Consider the following 23148-nt stretch of genomic DNA (forward strand, 5'->3'; position numbering starts at 1 on the left):
TCTCCTTTATGTGTTTTTTAATTTATTTAGTGCAAGATTGGAAAGACAAATATTTAAAGCTAGTTTAATTTGCGCTTTTTCTCTTTCTCTCGCATCATTTTCCGATCTTTTTAAATCTTCTAAACCTTGCAACTTTCTTTCATTTATTCCTTTAATCCTATCAAAGCTAATTTGTAATCCTTCTTTGATATTTTCTAAACTATCCCAAGTGTCTTCTATAACACGTTTTTTTAGAGTCTTAATAGAATTAATCATAGTTTTATAGATAAAATCATCCATTTGTTTGCGTCTGTCTTTATCATTATGTATTTTTAAAATTTCGCTACATTTTGCATTATCTATACTCACCTTTGGCAAAAGCTCATTTTTAATTGTGCCTTTTATATTTCTTAGAGTTTTTCTGTTATTTGCTCTAAGCGTTTTAATGCTTAAATTTAGTTTTAGAGCACCAAATTCTTTTTGATTTAGCTTTTCTACTTCATCAAGCAAAGTATCAAAAACAGCTTCACATTTTTCTCTAAGCTCGTCTTCTATAGACGAAGCCCTATTGCCTGCCTTGCTTTTAAATTCATTCAAATTATTTGTAACACGCAAAGTCTCTTCCATGCTAGCATTATCTCTATCATAAGGACCTCCATCTCTTACGCCAAACCCCAGTAAAGATCCAATGCCTCTACCAACAGCCTTAACTCCTTCCCAAGCAGCACTGCAAACATCGCATACAAAATCAAAAAAACCCATAATCACCCCTTAACGCTTGTTTTCTTCGATGATTTTTTCTATCTCATCTTCTAGTTCTTTTAACATTTTCTTGCTTTCACTTTCAAATTCATTGATTAAATTCTCCAGTTCATTTTGGCTTTCTTGAAGCTTTGCTAAATTTTCTTTTTCTTTTTGCATTTTTGCATTTAAACTATCTATATCTGATTTTGAAATTTCATAGCTTTCTTCAAGACTTTTAGCGCTTTCCTTGAAGTAATTTTCAATTTCTTTGTGAATTCTTTTATACTCTTTTTTAGTATCATCAATAATTTCTTTTTGTGTGCTATCAAGTATGTCATCTTTGATTTTTTGATGAATAAAATCTACATTAGTAAATTTTTTTAAATCATCTAACTTGTTATCTAGTTCAGTTGCTCTAAATAATTTAAAACTTGTATTTTCTAAGTTTTCTCTTTGCTCATCATTTAGGGAATTTTGTTTGTATAACTCACAAAGCAATGCCACATAGCCAGAGACCGGAATAATATTTTTTTCTGCTAGTTGCGGGGTGTATCTTATTTGCTCATTGTTATCTTTTGAGCTTAAGTATTTACTCCATTCTGCTTTTTGTATATTCCAATCATTTAATGGCTTATTTAGCAAGTCATATTGAGTTCCAAGCACATACACTTTTTCAGGCTTTCCACCTGTATGATCAAAAATTCTTAAAATTGTTGTAAGCTCTGAGTTAGTAAGTGCTTTTGAATTCACACATACTAAAACTGCATTAGCTCGGTTAATATAATCTCTTGTAACTTTTGATCTATAATCTACTGCATCATCAAGCCCCGGAGTATCTACAAAAACAATGTTTTTTTCATAAGGAAATTCAGGAAATTCTATCTCTACTTCTTTTACAAAATAATGCACTGCAGATTGTGAAGAAGTGTATTTTTTAAGCCCTTCTTTACTTAAATCTTCTTGTATGTTTGCTTTATTTACCCATTTATCTTTTTGAGCATTAGCTTGTAATTTTTCATAATTTTCTTTAAACAAACTTCCGCTTTTTGTAGCACTTTGCCATAATTCTTCCCATTCATTTGCATTATAAAAAGATATGGTCATTTTAGCTTCTTTACCGTATTTAAATTTAGTAAGCACTGCAGTTTCTGGGGAGACATTCATGCTTGCATAGTCTTTTTTAAGCATTGCGTTAATTAGTGTCGATTTACCTGCTTTAATTGTCCCTACAAAAGCTATTTGAAAGCTATTATCTCTTTGTAAGAATTGATGAGTATTTTTAATAAAATTTGAAATAGCTTTTTCATCACCAAATTCTTTTTCATAAAGCTTTAAGAAATTTTGTATTTCTAAGATATGCTCGTAATCTTTGCTAAGCTCTTTTATAGGTGCTGTAATTTTTGAATTTTGACTCACTTTTTCTGCTTTGCTTAAGAAATTTTGTATTTTTTGAGAATTTTCAGCCAAAAATTCCTTGTCTTGATACTCATCTTTTAGAATTTCGCCACAATTTAGGCAAAATAACAACTCTTCTTTTTGATTTTTGTAATTACATTTTTTACAAATGTGCATTTTTTCTCCTTGTTAAGATTTTGTATTTTTTCATTAAATTATTGATTTAAAAATTATTTGCTTTTAAGCATACCAAAAACAAATAAAACAAATATACCTATAACCACATATTCACTATAGGGAGCTGGAATAAAAAGACTTACCAAAAACCAAATTAAAAAGCCTAATGCTGCCATAGGTAAAAGCACCCACAACGATGCTATAATGAAAAAAAATAAAATTAAAGCTCCTATAAACTGCACTATGTTACTTAACATCTCCATTTTAATCCCTTTGCAATTATAGCCCCCCCCCCCGCAAAAGTCAAGGATTTAAAGGATAATTTTATTTAGCTTTTTTATTTTTAATTAAATTTGAAATTTCATTTTTGGAATTACACTCTTTTTAAAAACCTATAGATTCCATACAAGATTAAAGCTACAATCAAAATAAAACCAAAAGGCTCTGGAACATATTCCAAAATGATTTCATAAATTAAAACCAAAAAATAAAGCACAGCCATAAAACACATCACAGCTGCTATCAACGCAGCTTGAGAAACCACTAGAGCAATCATTAATAAAAATGCTATTATTCCCATAAAAAAACCCTTTAATTTTATTTTTTGATTTTTACTTAGATTCTATAACTACACTTTTGATTACTATCGCTTTTTTTAAACTTTAACCTTTTGCAAACAATTTTCCTTACCAAAACCATTTAAAACATAGCCTAAGCTAACCTAATTAAAAAGTTATTTAGCTTTGCTATGTTTATTAACTTTAAGCGTCTTTATTTTCTTGGCAAGTTGCCTGGCTAGTTTCTTGATTATTTGCTTGACTAGCTACTTGTTCAAAAATACTTTTAATGCGTCTTATATGTTCTTCATACTGCTCTTTGAGTTCTGGATTATTCTCTATAGCTTCTTTGCCACCATACAAATCAGAAATTACAAGCGCCTCTTCACCAAGAATCTTTTTCTCTAGCCACTCTAAACCATCATATACTTTATTAGCAGCATCACCTGCCATTTCACTTAAAATATCTTTTGGATCATCGGTATAATAAAGCTCCTCACTTGTTTTATCATACCACTTTTTTAGCCCATAACCAACAGCTCCAAGTGCTACCCCACCTAGAATAAGGCTTAATTTTCCCATAAACAACTCCTTTGTTTTGATTTACAAAAGAAATTATAATTTGCGCTTATGACAGGTTGTGTCATTAAATTATCAATTTAAAAATTTTAATTAATAAGTAAAAAAGAGAGATTTATTTAAAAAATAAGTAGTCAATCCAAGCCCAAAGGCTAGGATTATTAAGAAGGTTAATTAAGAGAATTGTTATTCGACTTCTGCGTCAATCACATCATCATCTTTTTTATTTTGTTGTGTTGCGCCACCTTGTGCATTTTGATCTTTTTGATACATTGCTTCAGCAAGTTTGTGGCTTACTTCTGTGAGTGCCTTAACTTTTTGCTCAATCTCTTCTTTAGAAGCATTTTCATTTTTCAAAGTTGTTTGCAAATCATTGATTGCATTTTGAATCTTTTCAGCCTCGCTTGAATCAATTTTTTCTTTCATTTCATCAAGGCTTTTTTGAGTTTGATAAACAAGGCTATCTGCTTGATTTCTTACTTCAATAGCTTCTTTTTTCTTTTTGTCTTCTTCTTTATTAAGTTCAGCATCTTTTACCATTTTTTCAATTTCAGAATCAGACAATCCACTAGAACCTGTGATTTTGATTTCTTGAGCTTTGCCTGTTGCTTTGTCTTTGGCGCTCACTGTTAAGATACCATTTGCATCAATATCAAAAGTAACTTCAATTTGAGGCACACCTCTTGGTGCTGCTGGGATACCGCTTAGCTCAAAATTTCCAAGCACTTTATTATCTCTTGCAAGTTCTCTCTCCCCTTGTAAAACTTGAATAGTTACAGCAGGTTGATTGTCTTCTGCCGTTGAGAAAACTTGATTTTTCTTAACAGGAATAGTCGTGCCTCGATCAATAATCTTCGTCATCACTCCACCTAATGTTTCAATTCCCAAGCTAAGAGGTGTAACATCAAGCAATAAAACATCCTTTACATCGCCTTTTAATACACCCCCTTGAATTGCCGCACCAATTGCCACAACTTCATCTGGATTCACTGATTTATTAAGCTCTTTACCGATAAACTCTTTCACTCTTTCTTGAACTTTTGGAATCCTTGTAGAACCACCCACCATAACAACTTCTGCAATATCCCCTTTGCTTAAATCTGCATCTTTGATAACATCGCCGATTTTATTAATAGTTTGGTTGATATAAGATTCAATAAGCGATTCAAACTTAGCGCGACTAATCTTTTTAACCAAGTGTTTTGGACCGCTTGCATCCGCTGTAATAAAAGGCAAGTTAATTTCAGTTTCTTGCGCACTACTTAACTCTTTTTTAGCGTTTTCTGCTGCTTCTTTTAATCTTTGAAGTGCCATTACATCATTTTTGAGATTGATTCCATTTTCATCTTCAAATTCTTTTGCTGCCCAATCAATAATAGCGTTATCAAAGTCATCTCCACCTAAAAACGCATCACCACCTGTTGCCAAAACTTCTACAACATTATCGCCTGTTTCTAGCACGGTAACATCAAATGTCCCACCACCCAAATCATAAACTACGATTTTTTCTGCTTGTTTTTTATCCAAACCATAAGCAAGTGCTGCTGAAGTTGGCTCATTGATGATTCTAAGCACATTAAGCCCCGCAATTGTCCCTGCTTCTTTAGTTGCTTTTCTTTGTGCATCGTTAAAATAGGCTGGAACGGTGATAACTGCTTCTGTTACTTCCTCTCCCAAATAACTTTCTGCATCAGCTTTAAGCTTCATAAGAATCTTTGCAGAAATCTCTTGTGGCGTATAAACTTTTCCTGCAATTTCAATCGCACAAGCACCATTTCTATCAACTACTTTATAAGGAAGTCTTTTTTTAGCTTCTTGAGCTTTATCTTCATTAAACATTAATCCCATAATTCTTTTAATAGAATAAATAGTTTTTTCTGGATTAGTGATAGCTTGTCTTTTTGCAGGATCTCCTACCAAAATCTCACCTTTATCAGTAAAAGCCACAACCGATGGAGTTGTATTTTTCCCTTCTTTATTTGCAATGATTTTTGATTCATTTCCTTCAAAAACCGCCATCGCTGAATTTGTTGTTCCTAAGTCAATTCCTAATACTTTTCCCATAATTTATCCTTATTAATTAATTTATTTTGCAATGCTAACCATTGATGGTCTTAGCACTCTTTCTTTATATTTATAACCCTTTTGCATCTCTGCGACAATCTCTCCTACATTGTGAGAATCGCTTTGAACTTGCATAATAGCATCGTGGAAATTAGGGTCAAACTCTCCGCTTGCATCAATGGGTTCAATCCCATGTTTTGCAAGTGTTTTTAAAAGATTATCCAATGTTAGTGCAATTCCCTCCTCTATTTTTCCTAAAATTTCAGCTTGATCACTATTTTCTTTTGAATCTTTAATCGTTTTTAAAGCAATCTCTAAAGTATCAATGCTCGGCAATAAATCTTTTGCTATTTTTTCATAAGCATATTCCAAGGCTTGATCTTTTTCTCTCACCAAACGCTTTTTAGTGTTTTCAAAATCAGCATAAGTGCGCAAATATTGATCTTCTAATTCCTTGATTTTATTTTGAAGCGATTCTAGCGATTCTTTAGAATCTTGCTCTGCATTCTCTTGTGATTCTTGTTTTTGATTCTCATTCTCAGAAGAATCTATCTTTTCATTTTCATCTTGCATTCTAATTCCACTCCTTACAACAAAAATAACGCTTCTAAAATGAAATTTTAGCAATTATTCTTGTGAATTTCAAGTAAAATTATATAACTTTAGTCTATTAATGTCAAGTTAAATTAATAAAATAAGCTAAACTTTCTTAAAAATAAAAATTTAATTATAAGTTGTTTGGGATAAACTTAAGGTTGCTTTAAAGTCTTAAAAAGCAAAACAAATAAGAGATTTTCGCAAAATATAGCAACAATGCGCGCGATAACTTTGACAATTTCTCTAAGATTCTAAATAGAGCAATTTAGCTTTTTAGGGCATCAAGGATTTCATAAGTAAAACTTTGCTAATTTTCTAAAATATTTTTAATGGGGGATTTTTGAAATGAAAAAAATAATCATATTATTGCTGTGTGTTTTTGTAGGATTTGCCAAGGAATTGACTATTGAAAATGGTAAAACTCTTATTTTGGAAAGCAAATCACCAAACCCTAAAAGTATTATCCTAGATAAAAAAGAGTATTTATGGATACCCCATCCCCAAAAACCCGATACAAAAATTTTATTTCTATCTATACCTTATTACACTAAAGCACAAAGTATTCGGCTTGAGAATAGCCAAACTTTGCAAATCATCAAAGGTCAGTATAAAATTGAAAAAATCAGTGTAGATCCAAGCAAAGCCAAACCCAACAAAGCTAATCAACAAAGAATCTCCAAAGAAAGAGAAGAAGCTAGTAAAATTTATCAAACTTACACTAAGGGATACTATTGGAAAAAGCCCTTTATCTATCCTATGAAAAGTAAAATTACTAGTGAATTTGGCAATGCAAGAGTGTTTAATCAAGAAGTAAAAAGCTATCATAGCGGAACAGATTTTAGAGCTGCTATTGGAACACCAATTTATGCGAGTAATAGCGGCAAGGTCGTGATTGCAAAAGATAGATTCTTAGCAGGAAAATCTGTAGTAATTGACCATGGAGAAGGGATTTTTAGCATGTATTATCATTGCAGTGAAATCAAAGTCAAAGAAGGCACTAGAGTAAAACAAGGCGAACTCATTGCACTAAGCGGTAATACAGGTAGAGTAAGTGGTCCGCATTTGCATTTTGGGATTTTGGTACGTGGGGCACAGGTTGATCCAATTGATTTTATTGCCAAAATCAATGCATCTCTAAAAGGGAACTAAAATGGAGAAAATATTTCAAGATTTAAAAACTATCTCTTTAGCAATGTTTCGGAAGAATTTCTTTGGAATCTTTCATGGTTCTATTTCAACAAAACTTGAAGAAGGTCATTTTCTTATTAACAAAAAAGATGCAATTTTTGATGATTTAAATGAAGAATCGCTTATCACGCTCTATCACAAACAAGATTATCGCTGGCAAGAAGCTAGTATGGACGCTTTTATTCATTCTTTGCTTTATCAAAATATTCCTAATGCCAAATATATTGCCTATGGAATGCCTCCCTTTACGATAGCCTATACTCTCTCAAATAGTAAAATCACCCCAAAAGATTATTTTGGTTATAAGATTCTAGGCACCCTAGAAGTGTATGACCCAAAAGATTATGACAATTGGTATGAAAGAGCAGATGTTGAAATCAATCGCTATTTCAAAGAAAATGATAAAAAAATTATGGTTATCAAAGGCTATGGCGTGTATGTGTATCATCGAGACTTGCAATATCTCTCAAAATTAATGGCGATTTTAGAAAATTCGTGTAAAGTCTTGCATTTTCATAGCATTTTAGAGGGCAATAAACCTTCTTATGAACTACTTGACTTTTAATGCTTGATTTTAAGGCAAGAAAAATTTGATAAAATTACAAAATTATGTAGCAATTCAAGGGTTTTAATGGATTTTATAGAAGTTAGAGAATTATACAAAAATTACGGAAAACTTGAAGTCTTAAAAAATATTCATTTAAATGTTAAAAAAGGCTCGATTTTTGGACTTGTAGGGCATAGCGGAGCAGGAAAAAGCACACTGCTTAGAACTTTTAATGGACTAGAATCTATCAATCACGGAAGCATTAAAATTGGTGAAGTGGAGATTAATCGCTTAGATTCCAAAAGCATGAGACATTTTAGAAAAAAGGTTGGAATGATTTTTCAAAACTTCTCTTTAATGGCGCGTAAAAATGTCTATGAAAATATCATTTTACCTTTGGAGTGTTGGGGAGAAAATATTGATAAAAATCGCGTTGAAAAACTAGTGGAATTAGTGGGTTTGCAAGACAAAATGAAATTTTATCCTAGCCAGCTAAGTGGCGGACAAAAACAAAGAGTTGCTATTGCAAGGGCTTTAGTGATGAATCCTGATTTACTTTTAAGCGATGAAGCCACTAGCGCATTAGATCCCTCCACAACAAACTCAATCTTAGAACTTTTATCGCAAATCAATCAAGAAATTAAAGTAACTATCGTGCTAGTAACTCACGAAATGGAAGTGGTAAAAAAAATCTGTCAAGAAGCGGCTTTTATGGAAAATGGAGAGATTATCAAAAGCGGTCATATTGAATCCCTCTTTTTAGAGCCTGATAAAAAAATGCGAGATTTTTTGGGAGAAAATGAAATTTTACCTCCAAATGGTATTAATATCCGAATCTATTTCCCCAAAGAAGTAGCACAAAACCCAATCATCACTCAAATGGCAAGAGAATTGCAGGTGGATTTTAATATCGTATGGGGAAATTTAGAATCTTTTGGCGGAATCGCCTTAGGAGTGCTTGTAATTAATATTAAACAAGAATTTTTAGAGCAAGTTTGTGCATTTCTAACCCAAAGTGGCACACGCTGGGAAATTGTGGAGTAAAAAATGGATATAAAATTACTTAAATTACTTTTAGAAGCGACTTTAGACACCTTATATATGAGTATTATTGCAACAACAATTGCAACTGCCCTAGCAGTGATTCCAGCAATCTTATTAGTTTTGTGTAGCCCTAGTGGCTTAAAACCCAATGCGATTATTTACCGAACTTTAGACACTATTACTAATACATTACGCTCTTTTCCTTTTTTGATTTTAATGGTTGTTTTATTTCCTTTTACGCAATGGATTCTTGGTAAAAGTATTGGTGCAACTGCAGCTATTGTGCCACTTAGTATTGGTGCAGCTCCCTTTATTGTGCGTATCATTGAAGGGGCGCTAAAAGAAGTAGATAAAGATGTCATAGAAGCCGCACAAAGTTTTGGCGCAAGTCATTTCCAAATTATTTTTAGAATTATGCTCATTGAAGCTCTACCTAGCATTGTTTCTGGAATCACACTTGCTTTGATTCTTGTGATTGGATTTAGCGCTATGGCAGGTGCTGTTGGCGGTGGAGGGCTTGGCGATATTGCAATCAAATATGGATATTATAGATTCCAAAGTGATATTATGGTATATACCGTTGTGATTTTAATTTTTCTTGTGCAGATTATTCAAAGTTTTGGGGATTTTCTGTATAAAAAATTAAAACACTAGCTCAACAAAAGAAAGGTAAAAAATGATTAAAAAAATTTTAGGTATCTGCGGACTTACAGGATTATTGGTCTTTAGCGGTTGTAGTGATTCTAAAGAAAGCACAGCAACGCAAACCACTGAAACAAAATTAATAGTAGGAGCCACTCCAGAGCCACACGCAATTCTTTTACAAGAAATAGCACCTAAATTAAAAAGTGAGGGCATAACTCTAGAAATCAAAGAATTTACAGACTATGTAACTCCTAATCTATCACTCAACGATGATTCATTAGATGCAAATTTCTTCCAACACAAACCTTATTTGGATTCATTTAATAAAGAAAGAGGGACTAATTTAGTAAGTGTTGCTAATATCCATTTAGAGCCAATGGGTGTGTATTCCAACAAAATCAAAAGTCTTGATGAGTTAAAAGAAGGCGATTTAGTTTCTTTGCCTAATGATCCTTCAAATGGTGCTAGAGCATTGAGAGTTTTAGAAGCCAATGGAGTGATTAAACTCAAAGAGGGAGTAGAGCTTGTTTCTGCGCAAGATATTGTAGAGAATCCCAAAAAATTAAATTTTAAAGAAATGGATGCACCTCAACTTGCTAGAGCTTTAAATGATGTAACTATTTCTGTTATTAACACAAATTTTGCACTTTTAGCTGGATTAAATCCACTTGATGATGCGATTGCTTTAGAATCAAAAGAATCTCCTTTTGCAAATATCGTCGTAGTTAAAGCAGGTAGAGAAAATGATGCTGCTATCCAAAAGCTAGTTCAAGCACTCCAAAGTCAAGAAATAAAAGACTTTATCCTAGAAAAATACAAAGGTGCGATTCTCCCTAGCTTCTAAGCAAAATTTAAGCCCCAATCCTTTGGGGTTTATCTAAGCAAATCGATGCGTTCTTTGTAGTTACCATTAAAAATATAGCTTCCTGCAACCACAATATCCACGCCACTATCCTTTAAATCTGCGATATTTTGATCACTTACTCCACCATCAACTTCAATAAGACAGCGAGGATTCTTCATTTCAATTTTATCTTTTAAGCATTTAATTTTTTCCAAAACATTTGGGATAAATTTTTGCCCACCAAAACCCGGATTCACACTCATAAGTAAAACCATATCCACATATTCTAATAAATAATCAATACTCTCCAAAGTCGTGTGTGGATTAAGAACAATCGCTGGAGAAATCCCATAATCGCGTATTTTCTGGACAAGGCGATTGGCGTGTTTTTCTTCTTCAATATGAAAAGAAAGATATTTTGGCTTTAGGGGTGCAAACAAATCAACAAAAAAGCTATTATTTTGAACCATTAAATGAATATCAAGTGGCTTAGTCGCGATTTTTGCAACCGAATCTACAATCATTGGTCCCATTGTAAGATTAGGGACAAAATGCCCATCCATAACATCAATATGTATAAAATCACAACCCGCCTCGCAAATAGCCTTTATCTCATCATTAAGTTTGCCAAAATCTGCAGAAAGAATGCTTGGAGCTACTAACATAATTTGCCTTTGTTAAAAAATAAGTAATTTTAGCAAAAAAGTAGAAATATCTTTCTAAAATACCACGCAATAAGCCATAAAAAACATATTTTTAGATATAATGGAGCATTATTTTTTTGGAGTTTTAGAATGCAAAAACAATTACAACAAGATTTAGAAAGTATTTTTGCAATCATAAAAAATGCCTCATTAAAAGTGTATGAGGTGCTTAAAGAAAGTATGGGTGAATACACGCAAACCACAAATAAAACAGGTGATTTACAACTTCAAGCCGATGTATTAGCCGATAAGATTTTTCAAGATTCTCTAAAAGATTTAAAAATCATCAAACAAATTTGTAGCGAAGAACAAGAAGGGGCAGTTAGATTTTACGATGATGGCATTTATAGTATTGCCTATGATCCGCTTGATGGATCTTCATTAATGGGTGCAAATTTAAGTGTTGGGAGCATTGTTGGAATCTACAAGGGAGATTTTTTGCCACAAAATTTAATTGCTGCTGCCTATGTTGTCTATGGAATGGTGGTGGGGATTGGATTTGCTTCTACACTCAAAGAGGGTGTGGATTATTATATTTTTAATGGCAAAGATTTTGAACTGCAGAAGATCCTAAAACTCAAAGAAAAAGGCAAACTCAATGCCACTGGTGGAACCCAAAAATATTGGAGCAAAGAACACAAAGGCAAGATAGAATCACTCTTTAATCAAGGCTATCGTTTGCGATATAGCGGTGGAATGGTGCCAGATTTACACCACATTTTAATCAAAGGGGGCGGTTTATTTTCTTATCCAAGCACTCAAGATTCACCTAAAGGAAAATTGCGAATGCTTTTTGAAGTTTTTCCTTTTGCCTTTATTTTCAAACGCGCAGGGGGAGAAGCTATTGATGGAAAAAATGATCTCTTGACACTCACTCCAGAGCACTTACACGATACAACACCTTGTTTTTTAGGAAGCAAGGAGGAGATAGATTTTGTCAGAAGTCATTGAGAATACAGAAATAGCACTAAGGGATTTAAAAGAATGCCAAACTCAACATAGCATCTCTAGTTGCGAATTCTGCAAAGAAGCATCAAGATGTGAAAAAAAAGAAAATTTTGAACAAATGGTAATTTTAAATCTTCAAGAAAATACTAAAACCTTGCAAGAATGTCAAAGAGAGCAAAATTTTTCAAGCTGTTTGCTTTGTCAAAAAGTTTTAAATTGCGCCACAAGGAATCGCTATGTTAATGCGGTTTATTTAAGTATGAATAAAGGAAACGGAGGAAATTTTGAATTCTAAATTTTATGTAACAACCCCGATTTATTATGTTAATGATGTCCCTCACATTGGGCATGCTTATACAACAATTATCGCAGATACTTTAGCACGATACCACCGAATGCAAAACAAAGAGGTTTGGTTTCTAACAGGCACCGATGAACACGGACAAAAAATTCAACAATCTGCAGAAAAAAACAATAAAAACCCCAAAGAATACGTAGATGAAATTTCTGCAAAGTTTAAGAATCTTTGGGATAGTTTTGATATTAGCTATGATGCCTTTATCCGCACAACAGATTCTTACCACAAAGAGAGTGTAAGAAATGTATTTTCTAAAATGTTTAAAAAGGGGGATATTTACAAAGGTGAATATGAAGGGAATTATTGCATTTCTTGTGAATCTTTTTTTGCAAAATCTCAACTTATTAACCAAAAAAATTGCCCTGATTGTGGGAAAGAAACAACTCTTTTGAAAGAAGAAAGTTATTTTTTCAAATTAAGTGCTTATGAAGATAAGTTATTACAATGGATTGAATCTAACCCTAACTGCATTCTGCCAAAAATGCGTCGCAATGAAGTCATTAATTTTATCAAAGAAGGTTTAGAGGATTTATCAATCACACGAACTAGCTTTGATTGGGGTATTAAGCTACCTAGTGAAATTGGAGGCAATGATTCTAAATTTGTCATGTATGTATGGCTTGATGCATTGGTTAATTATCTTAGTGCCTTAGGCTATGAAAACTCCAAAGAAAACAAAATGGAATTTTGGCCTGCAAATTATCATCTTGTTGGTAAGGATATTTTAAGATTCCACGCGGTGTATTGGCCAGCATTTTTGATGAGCTTAGAGTTGCCTTTACCAAAGCATATTGCTGCGCATGGTTGGTGGACTAAAGAGGGTGCAAAGATGAGCAAAAGCGTTGGCAATGTTGTCAATCCAAGAGAAGTTGTTGATTCTTATGGTATGGATTGTTTTAGGTATTTTGTATTGCGTGAAGTGCCTTTTGGACAAGATGGAGATTTCTCACAAAAAGCCCTAATCGAAAGATTCAATGCTGATTTAGGAAATGATTTAGGCAATCTTTTAAATCGTCTTTTGGGAATGGGAGCAAAGTATTTTAATAATTCTTTACAAATTGATTCTAAAAGCTACCAAGAATCTTTTGCAACTGAATCTGCGACAATAAAAACAATCTTAGGAAATCTTGAAAATTTTATGAGCGAAGTGCAGATTCATCGTTATTTAGAAGAGTTATGGAAGATTTTTAGTCTAGGTAATGGAATCATTGCCAAAAAAGAGCCATGGAAACTTATCAAGGAACAAAAAGAACAAGAAGTGGCAGAACTTTTGATGTTTATTGCTAATCTACTCATCAAAGGCGCATTGTGCTTATATCCTTGTATGCCTGATTCTGCAGAGAAAATTTTAAGTGTTTTTGGACTTAGAGCTAGTGCGCAAAATTACTCTGATTTTATCTTAAATGATAAAATCTTAAGCCAAGTCTCCCTAAACCCTATCCCAGCGCTTTTCCCAAAAATTGACGAAATCCCTACAGAAACAAAAGAAGCAAATCCTAAAACTAGTGATAAAGCAGCACCCAAAGAAACCCTAGAACCTCTAACAATAGAAAACCCTATTTCAAAAGAAGATTTCACCAAAGTAGAAATCAAAATAGGAACAATCATAGAAGCAGAAACTTTGCCAAAAAGCGAAAAACTCTTAAAACTGAAAGTAGATTTAGGAGAAAGTCGTGCAAGACAAATCTTAGCAGGAATAAAAGCCTATTACACTCCACAAGACTTAATAGGTAAGCAAGTTTGTGTGTTAGCAAATCTAAAACCCGCTAAACTAATGGGAGAAATTAGCGAGGGAATGATTTTGGCTGCTAAAGATAGCGAGGGATTGTCTTTTATTATGCCACAAAACCCAAGAAAAAATGGAACTCAAATTACTTAAAGGATTGTCGTGAAGAAAAAAGGAGTCCAAATTAGCGTTAATGAAATTGTTGAAGTTGCATTTGGAACACTTTTAAATCAGCCTAGCATTTCATTTTTTAGCCAAATTTGCGATGATGTAGAAAAGGTCAAAAAGGGTGATTTATTTGTTGTCAAAGATTCAAAAGACATTCAAAAGGCTATTGAATTAGGCGCCTTTGGAATTCTCTTTAGTGGAGAAATTGCCATGGGAGATTCAGAAGTTGCTTGGATTAGCGTAGAAAACCTAGAAGAATCACTCTTAAGAATCTTAAGGCATTATTTGATTATCAATAATAAAATTTTATATTCGCTAAGCAATGAAGAATATGAATTAAGCCATCAAATTTTAGTCCGCAAAAAAGATTTTGCATATTGCGAGGGATCTTTGGTAGAACTTATTTCTTTTGCGCTTGGAAGTGGGGAATTTGCATACATTCTCTATCACAATCAAGACAAAATAAAATTTGAAAAACTTCCACAATTACACCAAGAAATTAAAACCTTTGATTCTCAAAAAATACCCGATGAATCACTGCCCTTTGTTACAAATTCTTTCTCACTTTTTGGAATTAAAATTTTCTATCAATCCATAGATTACACCCTACCTTTGCCAAAGCTATTTATTCAGCCATTAGCAAGAGTGATAAAGTTTGCAGAAGAACATTGTCTTAATGTGGATTTAGAAAAATTAGAAGGAATCTCAAGCTTTAAGCCTTTATATTTAGATGAAAGGGGATTTATCTCAAAACCTGGTGCTACCAATAAAGTGGTGCTAACTTGCACAGAGATTCATCTCTATGAGCAATTTTTGGCATATTTTAGTATGTATGCCAAATGGGCAAAGTTAATGCTTTTTATTCCTAAAATCTATCAAGAGCTTTTTATGCCTTATGCAGAAGTTAAGACTTATACAAATAAACAAGAGTTATTTTCTTTGGTTTTGACGCAAAAATATAATTTTGCCTTAGTATTTGGCGTTGATTTTAGGGAGTTTGAAGAGCAATTTAGCGCCCAAGAAAGAGAGCAAAGCTTATTTGATTTAATTGATGAAGAAAAAAATTAATAAAGGATGAAAATGAAAATAGCAATACCTGTTTATGATGAAAATTTAAAAATCTTTGGAAATACAGGACATACTCCTTTCTTTGCAGTTTTTGAACAAAAGGGAAATGGTATGTTTAAGCATTTTGAATTATTAGATTTGCGCAAGAATCCACGCGGAAATATCCAAGCAAGCGAGGGTTGCTCACACAAAGATGAGGATATGAGCAAGGAAGAACAAATAGCACACAAGTTAGAGCACAATGTGCTAGGCGAGATCATCAGGGATTGCCAAGTAGTTTTGGTTAAAAAAGCTTGTAAAAATACTGCAAAAGTATTTCAAGAATGCGGAATTAAGATTTGCAAAGTTGAGCTTGATTGCCAAAATGCAAAAGATTCTTTTAAATATCTCAAATAACTACAAATTTTACTTAACTTTTAAATAATGGAACACCTTTTGCTTTTTTAGCATAAAGATTGCTAAAAAGGAGCGAAAGTGCAAGGTGGCTATTATAGTTCAGTAGGTGGAATGGTAACGCAAATCAACCGCCTAGATGTCATAGCAAACAATATTGCAAATGCCAATACGACTGGATTCAAGCGCGATGATGTTGTGATTGGGGATTTTATGCGACTTTATGAGCAACATAAAGAATTCTTACCCATCAAAGATCATACCAAAGATGCAGCAAAGTTTTACAATCGCTCATTAAATCGTGTCCCACAAATCGTAGAGGAATTTACCGATAGGAGCGTGGGCGGAATCGCACAAACAGATAACACTTTTGATTTTGCGCTAAGTCGTGAAAATGCGTATTTTATGGTTGAAACTCCAGAGGGAATCAGATTTACGCGTGATGGCTCTTTTGTTTTAAATCAAGAGGGGCGACTAGTCAATAAAGAAGGTCATGCCATCCTGCCACGAGAATATATTGAATCACCCCAATATATTGAAATTATCGATGGATACCAAATAGAAGTTGATAAAAATGGGAATATCTACAATCGCTCTTTAAACAATCAAGAATTAAATGAAACCTTATTAACTGCCAATATCGCAGTTGTTTCTTTTGAAAATCCAAAATTCCTTCAAAAAATTGGAGATAATCTCTACAAATACCCCGATGAAAGAATGAATGAGATGGAAGTTTTAGAAAGAAGCGGAGCAGTTAGACAAGGCTATTTAGAAAAAAGCAATATTAATGTGGTTTATGAAATGACAGGCTTAATTGAAACTAATCGCTTAGTAGAAGCCTATTCTAAAGTGTTAAAAACCCATATGGATGAACTCAATACAGAAGCTATTACAAAATTAGCAGCAAAAGCATAAAAGGATAAACAATGATGCGAGCATTATACACAGCAACAACAGGAATGCTAGGACAACAATTACAAATTGATGTTACTTCAAACAATATTTCCAATGTTAATACTTTTGGCTACAGAAAAGAAAGAGCAGAATTTGCAGACTTGCTCCACCAAGTATTACAATATGCAGGTTCTAGCACTTCAGAGACAACACTATCGCCAACAGGCATTGAAGTAGGACTTGGTGTGCGTCCTACTTCAGTCCAAAAGATTTTCTCACAAGGTAACTTCAAAGAAACAGAAAACAACTTGGATATTGCCATTACCGGAAATGGATTCTTTCAAATTGAACTCCCAGATGGCACCATAGCTTACACAAGAGATGGTTCTTTTAAGCTTGATGATGAAGGAAATGTTGTCAATTCTCAAGGCTACTTACTTGTGCCAAATATTACCATTCCAGATGATGCAACACAAGTCAATATTGGAACAGATGGCACTGTGAGTGTGGTGCAAGGTAATGCAACAGAAGTTAATGAATTAGGACAAATTGAAACGGTGAATTTTATCAACCCTGCTGGTTTGCACGCACTTGGAGATAATTTATATCTTAATACCAATGCTTCAGGAGATCCAATTGTTGGAACACCGGGCTTAAATGGCTTTGGTCAGCTAAGGCAAGGTTTTGTAGAAACAAGCAATGTAAAGCTTGTAGAAGAAATGACGGATTTGATTGTGGGGCAAAGAGCTTATGAAGCAAACTCAAAGTCAATCCAAACAGCAGATTCAATGCTACAAACAGTTAATCAGCTCAAGCGTAACTAATAAAAATACTTAAACTATTTAAGGTGAAATAACCTTTTGGGTTAATTCATCTAAGCAATCTCTCTCTTTAAAAAATTCAAATAATTTTATTTTTGCAAAAATGGTATTTTTAAAAAAACCATTTTTATAAGAATCTAAGATTATCACCTTGTAAATAATTCTTAAAATTTAAGCCATTAACACATTTTGTTTAAACAATTGGAATGCTATTTGCTTTTATATTTTGAATTAATTTATTTCAAGGAGTTTTTATGAGCATTTTCAATTTTAGCCAAGCTCGCGGTTTAGCTCAAGAAGCTTTAGATTATCGCTCCTTAAGACGCGATATAATCGCTGGAAATATCGCTAATGCCTCTACTCCTATGTATCGCCCAAAAGACATTAATTTTGAGCAAATGATGGCAAACAAAGCCGATGAAATCTTCAATCGCAGTAGAAAAATGGAATTAGACTTGGCTTTAACTAATCCTAATCATCTCTTGCCCCTAGAAGATCTAGACAAGAATCGTTCAACCTTTTTCTATCGTGATGGGCATTTAGCTAGAAATGATGGAAATAGCGTAGATTTAGATATTGAAACAAGCGAAATGGCAAAAAACGATATTATGTATCAAGCTTTGGTGGGCGCTTTAAGGAAACAAGGTGGGATTTTCTCTAATGCTATTGATTCAACAAAAAATATATAAGGGGGCAGTAAATGTTTTTATCTAGTTTTGATATTAGCGGTTATGGTTTATCTGCACAACGACAAAGGGTCAATCTAATCTCAAGCAATATTGCTAATGCAAACACTACAAGAACTGATGAGGGAGGACCTTATAGAAGGCGTGAATTGATTTTAAAAGCATTCGATTTTGATAAAGTTTTGAATCAAAAGTATGAAAAAAGCAATAATTTGCTAAAATACGAAGATCCATTGGATGAAATGGATAGTTTTAATGAGCAAAGAGAACCAAAACCTGCACTAATGAGCGTTTATGTGGATAAAATTGTCCGAGATGATTCACAACCAAAGATGAAATACGAGCCAAGTCATCCAGATGCAAACTCAGAAGGCTATGTGGCTTATCCAAATATCAATCCTGTTGTGGAAATGGCGGATTTGATTGAAGCTACAAAAGCTTATCAAGCCAATGTAGCAGCTTTTCAAAGTGCAAAAAATATGGCAAACAATGCGATCTCTATGTTCCAGGCATAAAGGATCATAAATGGAAATTAACAAATATGGAATAGACGCAGAAAAAATCAACTCCCAGCTTAAAGATGTCCCAAATTTATCGCCAAATCATAATTTAAACCCCCCAAGCAAAAGCTTTGGGAATATGCTAAAAGATGCTTTTGAAGAAGTAAATGAACGACAAAAAACGACTGAACAAGCAATAACAGATATGGCAACAGGACAGATAAAAGACATTCATCAAGCTGCTATTGCCATAGGTAAGGCTGAAAATAGTATGAAACTTATGCTTGAGGTGAGAAACAAAGCCATTAGCGCTTATAAAGAATTAATTAGAACACAAATTTAATGAATGATGCAGAATCTAAAAAAGCAGGTAAAATCCTGCTTATTTTCTTGATGATTGTAGGTGGATTCTGCATTTTTTTAGGCACAACCTTTTATCATATCTTTGCAGACAGAAAACTTCCAAATCTCCAAGCCAAACGCGTTGAAAATGCCATTAGGGGTTCAATTTATAGTAGCGATGGCTTTGTCCTAGCTTCAAGCAAAAAGGTTTATAAAGCTGTTGTTAATACTTACAATATTGATCCCCAAAAAAAAGATTTATTTGTAAATCTCTTTAGTATTTATAGCCAAATCCCTAAAAATGAAATTATCCATAAGCTACAAGAAAAAGGCAATGTTGTCTTGTCTTATGAAATTGATTCAAAAACAGCAAGTTATCTTAAACAGCTTAATATTAAACTCAATGCCCTTGATGTTTTTCGTTCCTATGAAAATGAAAATGGATATGTTTTTAAATACGGCTTATCAGTAGTTGAGAGCGGAGAATCGCGAGATTATCTCTACAATGATACAATGGAGCCTATTTTAGGCTATATCAATAAACAAAACGAAAGAGATTTTACACTTGTCAATGGAGTAAAAGGGATTGAAAAAAACTTCAATGAAGAGTTAAAACCTTTGAACGATTTATTAATCACTGGGGAACGCGATATTAGCTTTAATGTTATATTAAACAAAAATTCTACTTTTTTGGACAGAAAAGATGGATATAATGTTGTTTCAAGCATTCCTTTGAAATTGCAAAAAAAAGTTGAACGAATCATTGATGAAAATCAACAACAACTAAATGCCAAAGAAATTATCGTGGGGATTATGGAAAGCAAAAGTGGTAAGATTCTAAGCCTTGCAAGTAGCGCTAGATTTAATCCTAATGCTATTACCAAAAATGATTATCCAAATCTCAATGCAAGTGCGGTTGAATATTCCTATGAACCAGGCAGTATCATCAAGCCAATTATTTATTCAATCTTGCTAGATAAGAATCTTATTAACCCTAATGAAAAAATATTTTTAGAAGATGGACGCTATAAACTGCGTAATTTTTATATCACAGATACGCGAAAACTAGGGGAAGTAAATCTTGAAGATATTTTATTATATTCAAGCAATATTGGTATGGCAAAAATCTCTCAACGCCTCAATCCAGAGGAATATTATGATAATCTACAGGCTTTTGGGTTTGGCAAAAAGAGTGGAATTGATTTGCCCTATGAAAAAACCGGAACAATCCCAGAAATCAGCCGTTTAAGAAGCGAAGTTTATAAAGCCACTGCTGCTTATGGATATGGCTTGAGGACAACCTTTATTCAAATGCTAAAGGCTTATAATATCATTGTAAATCACGGCGTTGCTTACACACCTTACTTGGTAGAATACCTTTATGATTCTAAAGGAAACCGCTATAAACTCAAACACGGAGATCCCATTAGAGTTATCCGCAGTGATACAGCCAAAAAAGTCAAGGAAACGCTCATCAAAGTCGTTACTCAAGGAGGAGGAAAAAGGGCACAAGTTGCGGGTGTTGTTATAGGGGGGAAAACAGGGACAGCCCATATTGCACAAGGCGGACAATATGTGCGCAAATACAATAGCTCTTTTTTTGGATTTGTCAGAGATAAAAATGAGAAAGAATACACCATTGGAATTTCTGTTTTTGAACCCAATGAAAAAAAGGCTTACTTTGCCGCAACAACAGCAATACCACTTTTTAAACAAGTTGTAGAATTGCTAATCAAAGAAAATTATCTCCAAGCAGAAGTAACAAAGTAATTTGACATTATTGGTCTTTTAGTAAAATTACTATAAAATAAAAATAAAGTTTAAAAAACAATAATCTCAAAAAATGAGCAACGATGGAAAAAAAGATTTTTGGAACATCCCTAGAAGCAAAAACTAGAGTATTAGTCTTTAATATCGCCTGTGGATTGCTTTCTTTAGCGGTTATTTCCTATGTGTTTTTCTATAGCTTAAAATACGATTACAACACGCTTTTTGCCGAGCACCACCAGTCTCTTGTTGAACTTGAAGAGTTACGACAGATTCTAAATAACATAGAAAATCACTCAAACAACACAACACTTAGCCAATCTCAAATTTCCAAACTGCAAGATGAAATCAAAAAACATTGGGATTCATACAAAGCAAATGAAACCAAAAACTCCCAAAGAAACGATTTGATTTTATTGGCGCTGAGGATTTATGATTTTTTTGACAAACGCAACACTATTTTAAAAGAAAAAGAGAAGCTGCTAAACAAACAAAGAGATTTTAACAAGCTTGATTCAAACATTCAAATCTTTTTAAAGAATCTAAACATGCTCAAAGAAAATCCATTTGATTTTAAAAATCAAATCGTAATTTTAAATCAAGACATTTCCAATATCATTCTAAGTAGCCTTAATCTTGTGGAAATTAAAAAAGATAGAAATAGCGCACTGCATAATCTCTTACACATTTTAGTTTTAGTAATTATGTGCCTTATTGTGATAATTACAATACTACTTAGCCACCTAGTTTTGAGCAATATCAAGCATCTCCATAGCACTCTGGAAGCTAAAATCAAAGAAAAAACCAAAGAATTGCAAGATTTAAATGATTCCTTGCAAGAAACTATCAAAAAAGAAGTTTTAGAAAGTCGCAAAAAAGATCAAATTATGTATCAACAAGCAAGACTTGCGAGTATGGGAGAAATGATAGGAAACATTGCTCATCAATGGAGACAACCGCTTAATGCACTAATGCTCCTAATCCAAGCCTTTAAGGTAAAATCCCAAAATGGCAAACTCACGCCAGAATTTATCAACACACAAGTTAATGATGGCTTAAAGATTGCAAAGAAAATGTCTCAAACTATTGAAGATTTTAGAAACTTTTTTCACTCTTCAAGTTGCAAAGAATCTTTTGATTTAAAAGAAAATATTGAAGATTCTGTGTCTTTGGTTGAAATCTTTTTAAAACAAAATGAAATAGAACTTAGTATTGAATGTCCAGAAAATATTGTGGTTTATGGATATAAAAGCTCTTTTTCTCAAGTCTTGCTAAATCTCATTAAAAACTCTGAAGATGTCTTAAAAGAACGCCAAATCACACCTGCTAAAATTAGAATCTCTGCCTATATAAATCAATCTGAAAGCACACAAGAAGGCAAAAAACAAGAAGAATTTGTGCAAATACTTTTTATGGATAATGGTGGTGGGATTAGACTAAAAGATATTCAAAAAATCTTTGAACCCTATTTTACCACCAAACACAAATCCGTTGGAACAGGAATTGGGCTTTATATGTCTAAGCAAATTATTGAAAAGCAAATGCAAGGAAGTATTGAAGCTAAAAATGTTAAATGGAATCTAGATGCCAAGCTCTCTCCTGCAATAGAATGTTTGCAAGACTGTTCTAGTGAAAATAATCAATGTGGAGCATTATTTATCATTACCATACCACTTAAGAGTGAAGAATAGGAGGAAAAATGCTATCAAAAAATGATGAAGTTATGATAAAAAAAATCAAAGTTTTGTATGTTGAAGATGAAGAAGATATTTTGAAATTTGCCTCTATGGTGCTAGAAGACTATGTTGATAAGCTTTTTATCGCTCGCAATGGCAAAGAAGCACTAGAGATTCTCAAGCAAGAGGATATTGATTTAATTATTACTGATATTTTAATGCCCAAACTCAATGGAATTGACTTAATTAGAGAAATCAAAAAAAATCCTTTATGGGATATTGCAGTGATTGTAGCAACAGCCCATACTGAAACGCAATATCTATTAGACTGCATTGAACTTAAGGTTGATGGCTATATTTTAAAACCTATTGATGTAGAAGAGCTTTTAAAGACGATTCTAAAAGCGGTATTACCAAAATTCCAAGCCAATGAATTGCAAGCTAAAAATATTCTTTTAAATGCCATTTCAGTTTTTGTTGGTGGCAAAAAAATAGAAATCATTAAATACCTCATTGAAAACAGCGATTCAGAAAATATCTTTTATGGATCTTATGAAGACATTGTTCAGGAGCTTAGCGTGAGCAAACCAACGGTGGTAAAAACCTTTAGACAGCTTATCGATACAGGACTTTTAATCCGCCTAAAAAATAAAATTTACAAGATTCAACCAGACATTTCCCATTATAAAGAGTAATTTAATAAGCATCAGAGGGGATTTGTTGTAGAATCGCTATTT

26 protein-coding genes are annotated in these 23148 nt (G+C 33.1%); 18 read left to right on the top strand and 8 right to left on the bottom strand.

Features of this window, described 5'->3' with window-relative positions:
- Positions 1 to 6: 6 nt before the first annotated feature.
- From CCY98_RS03140 to grpE, 7 genes are all read right to left on the bottom strand, one after another.
- Positions 7 to 741: a hypothetical protein gene (locus CCY98_RS03140; protein ID WP_112057145.1), complete on the bottom strand. Its 735-nt coding sequence runs from the start codon at positions 739 to 741 to the stop codon at positions 7 to 9.
- Between the two features lie 9 nt (positions 742 to 750).
- Positions 751 to 2295, bottom strand: coding sequence for a dynamin family protein (locus tag CCY98_RS03145; RefSeq protein WP_112057146.1), 1545 nt, complete (start codon positions 2293 to 2295; stop codon positions 751 to 753).
- A 53-nt stretch (positions 2296 to 2348) separates the two neighbouring features.
- On the bottom strand, positions 2349 to 2558 hold the full coding sequence (locus CCY98_RS03150; protein ID WP_112057147.1) for a hypothetical protein: 210 nt from the start codon (positions 2556 to 2558) through the stop codon (positions 2349 to 2351).
- Between the two features lie 110 nt (positions 2559 to 2668).
- Positions 2669 to 2875 carry a hypothetical protein gene (locus tag CCY98_RS03155; protein WP_054195362.1) on the bottom strand — a complete coding sequence of 69 codons (207 nt, stop codon included), beginning with the start codon at positions 2873 to 2875 and terminating at the stop codon, positions 2669 to 2671.
- A 181-nt stretch (positions 2876 to 3056) separates the two neighbouring features.
- Positions 3057 to 3434, bottom strand: coding sequence for a hypothetical protein (locus CCY98_RS03160; RefSeq protein ID WP_112057148.1), 378 nt, complete (start codon positions 3432 to 3434; stop codon positions 3057 to 3059).
- Between the two features lie 183 nt (positions 3435 to 3617).
- Positions 3618 to 5495, bottom strand: a complete 1878-nt coding sequence (gene dnaK, locus CCY98_RS03165) for a molecular chaperone DnaK (protein ID WP_112057149.1) — start codon at positions 5493 to 5495, stop codon at positions 3618 to 3620.
- 21 nt (positions 5496 to 5516) lie between these two features.
- Complete coding sequence (gene grpE / locus CCY98_RS03170) at positions 5517 to 6068, bottom strand: nucleotide exchange factor GrpE (RefSeq protein WP_112057150.1); 552 nt, start codon at positions 6066 to 6068, stop codon at positions 5517 to 5519.
- Positions 6069 to 6437: 369 nt separating this feature from the next.
- On the opposite strand from grpE, the gene CCY98_RS08420 reads away from it, so the two are divergent.
- The 5 genes from CCY98_RS08420 (at position 6438) to CCY98_RS03195 (ending at position 10360) form a co-directional block, all read left to right on the top strand.
- Entirely contained in the window at positions 6438 to 7241 is an 804-nt protein-coding gene (locus CCY98_RS08420) for a M23 family metallopeptidase (protein WP_181566539.1), read from the top strand.
- 1 nt (position 7242) lies between these two features.
- Entirely contained in the window at positions 7243 to 7845 is a 603-nt protein-coding gene (locus tag CCY98_RS03180) for a class II aldolase and adducin N-terminal domain-containing protein (protein ID WP_112057151.1), read from the top strand.
- 66 nt (positions 7846 to 7911) lie between these two features.
- Positions 7912 to 8871: a methionine ABC transporter ATP-binding protein gene (locus CCY98_RS03185; RefSeq protein ID WP_112057152.1), complete on the top strand. Its 960-nt coding sequence runs from the start codon at positions 7912 to 7914 to the stop codon at positions 8869 to 8871.
- A 3-nt stretch (positions 8872 to 8874) separates the two neighbouring features.
- On the top strand, positions 8875 to 9525 hold the full coding sequence (locus CCY98_RS03190) for a methionine ABC transporter permease (protein WP_112057153.1): 651 nt from the start codon (positions 8875 to 8877) through the stop codon (positions 9523 to 9525).
- A gap of 22 nt (positions 9526 to 9547) precedes the next feature.
- Positions 9548 to 10360 carry a MetQ/NlpA family ABC transporter substrate-binding protein gene (locus CCY98_RS03195; RefSeq protein ID WP_112057154.1) on the top strand — a complete coding sequence of 271 codons (813 nt, stop codon included), beginning with the start codon at positions 9548 to 9550 and terminating at the stop codon, positions 10358 to 10360.
- 29 nt (positions 10361 to 10389) lie between these two features.
- On the opposite strand, the gene rpe is transcribed toward CCY98_RS03195, so the two are convergent.
- Positions 10390 to 11025: a ribulose-phosphate 3-epimerase gene (gene rpe, locus CCY98_RS03200; RefSeq protein WP_112057155.1), complete on the bottom strand. Its 636-nt coding sequence runs from the start codon at positions 11023 to 11025 to the stop codon at positions 10390 to 10392.
- A 129-nt stretch (positions 11026 to 11154) separates the two neighbouring features.
- Here rpe and CCY98_RS03205 point away from each other — a divergent pair, with 129 nt between their 5' ends.
- The 13 genes from CCY98_RS03205 to CCY98_RS03265 all read left to right on the top strand — a co-directional run bounded on the left by CCY98_RS03205 (position 11155) and on the right by CCY98_RS03265 (position 23106).
- Positions 11155 to 12015, top strand: coding sequence for a class 1 fructose-bisphosphatase (locus CCY98_RS03205; protein ID WP_112057156.1), 861 nt, complete (start codon positions 11155 to 11157; stop codon positions 12013 to 12015).
- A complete protein-coding gene (locus CCY98_RS03210; protein WP_112057157.1) occupies positions 11999 to 12307 on the top strand; it encodes a hypothetical protein in 309 nt (102 codons plus the stop codon). Before CCY98_RS03205 ends, CCY98_RS03210 begins: the two co-directional genes overlap by 17 nt.
- Positions 12297 to 14249, top strand: coding sequence for a methionine--tRNA ligase (gene metG, locus CCY98_RS03215; protein ID WP_112057158.1), 1953 nt, complete (start codon positions 12297 to 12299; stop codon positions 14247 to 14249). Before CCY98_RS03210 ends, metG begins: the two co-directional genes overlap by 11 nt.
- A gap of 9 nt (positions 14250 to 14258) precedes the next feature.
- A complete protein-coding gene (locus CCY98_RS03220) occupies positions 14259 to 15332 on the top strand; it encodes a hypothetical protein (protein ID WP_112057159.1) in 1074 nt (357 codons plus the stop codon).
- Between the two features lie 12 nt (positions 15333 to 15344).
- Complete coding sequence (locus CCY98_RS03225; RefSeq protein ID WP_112057160.1) at positions 15345 to 15728, top strand: hypothetical protein; 384 nt, start codon at positions 15345 to 15347, stop codon at positions 15726 to 15728.
- A gap of 78 nt (positions 15729 to 15806) precedes the next feature.
- Positions 15807 to 16640 (top strand): flagellar hook-basal body protein, encoded by an 834-nt coding sequence (locus CCY98_RS03230; RefSeq protein WP_112057161.1) that lies wholly within the window; start codon positions 15807 to 15809, stop codon positions 16638 to 16640.
- A gap of 11 nt (positions 16641 to 16651) precedes the next feature.
- Entirely contained in the window at positions 16652 to 17443 is a 792-nt protein-coding gene (flgG, locus tag CCY98_RS03235; protein ID WP_112057162.1) for a flagellar basal-body rod protein FlgG, read from the top strand.
- Between the two features lie 251 nt (positions 17444 to 17694).
- On the top strand, positions 17695 to 18129 hold the full coding sequence (gene flgB / locus CCY98_RS03240) for a flagellar basal body rod protein FlgB (RefSeq protein ID WP_112057163.1): 435 nt from the start codon (positions 17695 to 17697) through the stop codon (positions 18127 to 18129).
- Positions 18130 to 18140: 11 nt separating this feature from the next.
- Complete coding sequence (gene flgC, locus CCY98_RS03245; RefSeq protein ID WP_112057164.1) at positions 18141 to 18641, top strand: flagellar basal body rod protein FlgC; 501 nt, start codon at positions 18141 to 18143, stop codon at positions 18639 to 18641.
- A gap of 10 nt (positions 18642 to 18651) precedes the next feature.
- Positions 18652 to 18969, top strand: a complete 318-nt coding sequence (fliE, locus tag CCY98_RS03250) for a flagellar hook-basal body complex protein FliE (RefSeq protein WP_112057165.1) — start codon at positions 18652 to 18654, stop codon at positions 18967 to 18969.
- A complete protein-coding gene (locus CCY98_RS03255) occupies positions 18969 to 20738 on the top strand; it encodes a penicillin-binding protein 2 (protein WP_112057166.1) in 1770 nt (589 codons plus the stop codon). The genes fliE and CCY98_RS03255 overlap by 1 nt, the downstream gene beginning before the upstream one ends.
- 83 nt (positions 20739 to 20821) lie before the next feature.
- Positions 20822 to 22426 carry a HAMP domain-containing sensor histidine kinase gene (locus CCY98_RS03260; protein ID WP_112057167.1) on the top strand — a complete coding sequence of 535 codons (1605 nt, stop codon included), beginning with the start codon at positions 20822 to 20824 and terminating at the stop codon, positions 22424 to 22426.
- A gap of 8 nt (positions 22427 to 22434) precedes the next feature.
- Positions 22435 to 23106 (top strand): response regulator, encoded by a 672-nt coding sequence (locus CCY98_RS03265; RefSeq protein ID WP_112057168.1) that lies wholly within the window; start codon positions 22435 to 22437, stop codon positions 23104 to 23106.
- Positions 23107 to 23148: the final 42 nt, after the last annotated feature.

Source organism: Helicobacter sp. 11-8110 (assembly GCF_003288905.1).
In the GTDB taxonomy this organism is placed as follows: domain Bacteria; phylum Campylobacterota; class Campylobacteria; order Campylobacterales; family Helicobacteraceae; genus Helicobacter_D; species Helicobacter_D colisuis.